Annotated in this window: 4 protein-coding genes; all 4 read left to right on the forward strand. The window is 52.3% G+C overall.

What is annotated here, in order from left to right; genetic code table 11:
* Positions 1-187 (forward strand): hypothetical protein (locus ACI4N7_RS07975; protein ID WP_439732827.1); only part of this gene is annotated, 187 nt, incomplete at its 5' end.
* Positions 188-303: 116 nt separating this feature from the next.
* A complete protein-coding gene (locus tag ACI4N7_RS07980) occupies positions 304-1,434 on the forward strand; it encodes a trans-sulfuration enzyme family protein (RefSeq protein WP_439732828.1) in 1,131 nt (376 codons plus the stop codon).
* Between the two features lie 663 nt (positions 1,435-2,097).
* Positions 2,098-3,273 (forward strand): MalY/PatB family protein, encoded by a 1,176-nt coding sequence (locus ACI4N7_RS07985; protein WP_439732829.1) that lies wholly within the window; start codon positions 2,098-2,100, stop codon positions 3,271-3,273.
* A 340-nt stretch (positions 3,274-3,613) separates the two neighbouring features.
* Positions 3,614-3,978 (forward strand): pyridoxamine 5'-phosphate oxidase family protein (locus ACI4N7_RS07990; protein WP_439732830.1); only part of this gene is annotated, 365 nt, incomplete at its 3' end.

Consider the following 3,978-nt stretch of genomic DNA (forward strand, 5'->3'; position numbering starts at 1 on the left):
CAATTTCAAAGAAGGCAATGACAAGAAGAGTAAGGTTTCCGGAATGGCAAAGAGAGCTGCGTCTGGTGAAAGCAGTGCAGGAGGGGAGCCCGAAGATGGACTTGGAGCCTCCGGGCCGAATCGTGAAGCCCGCCGGGACTGCCCGTTACAGCAGCAGGGTATTTATGGCATAGGCCGGCGTACCTGATAAGTCCATTCCGGTGACGGAATGGAAAAGCAGAGTGGTAACACGGTTATTCATCGTCTCTCGTTTTCGAGAGACGATTTTTTTATTTTCATGGACTTTTAAGGGAGGCAATTTTTATGAATATCAAAACAATCTGCATTCATGGGAGCGATTGGCAGGATCCCACCGGCTGTATTTCCGTACCGATTTTTCAGAGCGCTACTTTCGGCCATCCGGAGCTGGGCCAGTCTACCGGCTATGATTACACCCGGGTACAGAACCCTACCAGAGAATGTGCGGAAAAGGTGGTAGCCGCACTTGAACACGGCTGTGACTGTACCAGCTATTCTTCCGGCATGGCCGCCATTTCCATGGTCATGGAACTTTTCAAGCCGGGAGATACCATCCTTTCTTCTGATGATCTTTACGGCGGCTCTATCCGTCTTTTCCGTTTCATCAACGAAAAGAACGGCATTCATTTCAAATTTGTCAATACATCTCACCCCGACCAGGTGGAAAATGCCTTTGATGACACTGTCAAAGCCGTTTATATTGAAACGCCTACCAACCCCATGATGCAGATCACCGATATCAAAAAAATGGCAGACATCGCCCATGCCCACGGTGCCCTCCTCATTGCAGACAATACCTTCATGAGTCCTTATTTCTGCAATCCCATCGACTTTGGCGCCGATATTGTCATCCACAGCGGTACCAAGTATCTGGCCGGCCACAACGATACACTGGCAGGATTTGTGGTAGCCCGGGATAAGGAAATTGCAGAAAAGATCCGCTTCCTTTATAAAACCGTAGGCGGCTGCCTGGCTCCCTGGGACAGCTGGCTCGTTACCCGCGGCATCAAAACCCTGGCCCTCCGCATGGAAGCAGCCCAGAAAAATGCCCAGGCTCTGGCTGAATGGCTGGAAAATCATCCGAAAATTACTAAAGTTTTCTATCCCGGACTTTCTGATTTCCCCGGCAGAGACATCCATTTCAAACAGTCCCGAGGTGCCGGTGCCATGCTTTCCTTCTATACGGACAGCCATGAAACGGCGCTTTCTGTCCTGAAAAATGTAAAGCTCATCCGCTTTGCTGAAAGCCTGGGCGGTGTAGAAAGCCTGATTACCTATCCGGCTACCCAGACCCACAGCGATCTTTCGGAAGAAGAACGGCAGTCCCGGGGCATTACCAGCTGCCTCCTCCGCCTCTCCGTAGGCATTGAAGATGTCAATGACCTGATTGCTGATTTGAAACAGGCGCTGGATTAAAGGCCGCCAAGCAGCCTGTGCCTTCCCGCCGAACGCCGTCATTCTGAGCGCCAGCGAAGAATCTTGATACATGACGATAGTGAGACCTTGACTGATAAATACCAGTTGGCGGGAAGAGATGAGGAAAAAGGTTCAAAGGATTCAGAGGGTTTTGGTATCGCCTACGGCGATGAGTTTATAGATAGGCTCCCTTTCGGTAGCAGGAAAACACCCGTTTGAAATGCACTTCTTTGATGCCAGCGTGCCACCTTTCTCCACGGGGAAGCATGTCACCGGATTTTCGGGGCGCTTCGCTTCCCTACAAAACAAATCCAGTTCCTATGCGCCCACAAAAGCAGGGGCATGATAAAGCTCCGAAAAGCAATTATCTCACAAGTATCACAAAGCATAGCGCCGCTAGGACTTCCCCCTCCGGGGGAAGTCCCGCGCAGCGGGAATAGGGGTGCATTTCCATCGCCCGCCAGGGCGGTTGTACGGTTTTCGCCGCCGCAGGCGGGCATATATAACTCCCCTCTGAACCGGCCCGCTCTGTGGGCGGAACCCATGGGTCGGCGCGGCAAGCGCACGACTCATAGACCCCGGGCGCCAAAGGCGCCTGAACCCTCGTGCATTTGAGAATACAGCCCATCACCGACATTGACACAATATACAAAGGAGTCCACCATGAAACTTTCCGATTTAGATACTATCATTGAACGCCGGGGCAGCGGATGCCTCAAGTATGACTTTGCCGTGGCCCGTGGAAAGCCGGCAGATGTGCTTCCCTTCTGGGTCGCGGACATGGATTTCCGTATAGCCCAGCCCATTATTGACGCCCTGGAAAAGCGGGTGCGTCATGGCATCTTCGGCTATTCCGAATCCAGCGAAGCTTATTTCAAAGCCCTGGCCCGCTGGCAGGAAACCTATTTCCACTGGACCATCCGCCCGGAATGGCTCATCAAGACCCCTGGCGTTGTGCCGGCCATCAATCTGGCCGTCAAAGCCCTGACCCGGGAAGGCGAAGGCGTCCTCATTAATCAGCCCGTGTATTACCCCTTCCTGAATGCCGTGCTGAAAAACGGAAGAAAACCGGTAAACAGCCCCCTGGTCCTGAAAAACGGCCATTATACATTGGACTTCGATGATCTGGAAGAAAAAATCGTCAAAGGCAATGTAAAGCTGGCCCTTCTCTGCTCCCCTCACAACCCTGTAGGGCGGGTATGGACAAAGGAAGAGCTCACCCGGTATGCTGATATCTGCCTGGCCCACGGTGTCAGGATCGTGGCTGATGAAATCCATGAAGATTTCACCTACCCCGGCCATGAACATACCGCCTTCGGCACCATCAGTGAAGAAGCGGCGCAGAATGCCATTATCTGCACCGCTCCTTCCAAGACCTTCAATATTGCTGGACTCCAGAATTCCAATATCCTGATTCCCAATCCTGACATTCGCAGAGCTTTTCAGGAAGAGCTGGACTCTTTCGGCTATGACCAGCTGAATGTCATGGGGCTTACCGCCTGCCGGGCCGCCTATGAAGGAGGCCGCGAATGGCTGGAAACCGTAAAAACCTACATTAAAGAAAATCTGGATTTCACCAGAAAGTATCTGGCAGAAAACCTCCCCAAAATGAAACTGATTGAACCGGAAGGCACCTACCTCATCTGGATCGATGCTTCTGCCTACGGTCTTTCCAATGAAGAGCTGGAACATAAAGTCCTCTATGACTGCCATTTGTGGCTGGATATGGGCTATGTTTTCGGAAAGGAAGGCGAAGGCTTCCTCCGCTTCAACCTGGCCTGCCCCCGGAAAACCCTGGAGCAGGGCCTCATCCAGCTGAAGGAAGGATTTGATAATTAAAAAGCAGGACCGCAGCAGCGGCCCTGCTTTTTAGGGTTCAAAGGGTTCAGAGGGTGGTGGTATCGCCTACGGCGATGAGTATAAAAGGGGGCCGCAGGCGGCATTCAAAACTTCCCTCTGAACCGGCCCGCTCTGTGGGAGGAACCTGTGGTGTCCAGGGGCGGAGCCCCGATGGCACCATGAACCCGGGCGCCGCAAGGCGCCTGAACCCTCTTGCATTCGGGAACAGGGCTCAGCATGACAATGTCCGGCGGTAAGCTGACAGCCGGAAGCGGCCCCCTCCCATGACTCTTTCCCCATGGAGTATAATAGAGACAGTTGTAAAGGAGGTTTTTCTATAATGAATGAACAGGTAAAGAAAATTCTCGAAAACAATCTCTGGGAAGCAGCCACTGTATGCAGCAAGGGATTCCCCAATGTAGTACCGGTAGGCTTCAAAGCTGTACTGGATGACGGAAAGCTGGCCATCGGCGATGTATTCCTGAAACAGACACTGGAAAACATTGAAGCCAATCACCGGATTGCCATTTCTGCCTTTGACCCGAAAACATCGGAAGGCTATCAGGTCAAAGGAAAGGCTGACTATGTGACGGAAGGACCGGTGGTAGAGAAATTCAAGGCAATGGCTGATGAACTTTTCCACGGTGCCTGCAGCGCCAAGGGTGCTGTCATCATTACTCCGGAAAAAATCGTAGTCACCACTCC

Source organism: Dialister sp., assembly GCF_051885895.1.
Lineage (GTDB): Bacteria > Bacillota > Negativicutes > Veillonellales > Dialisteraceae > Dialister.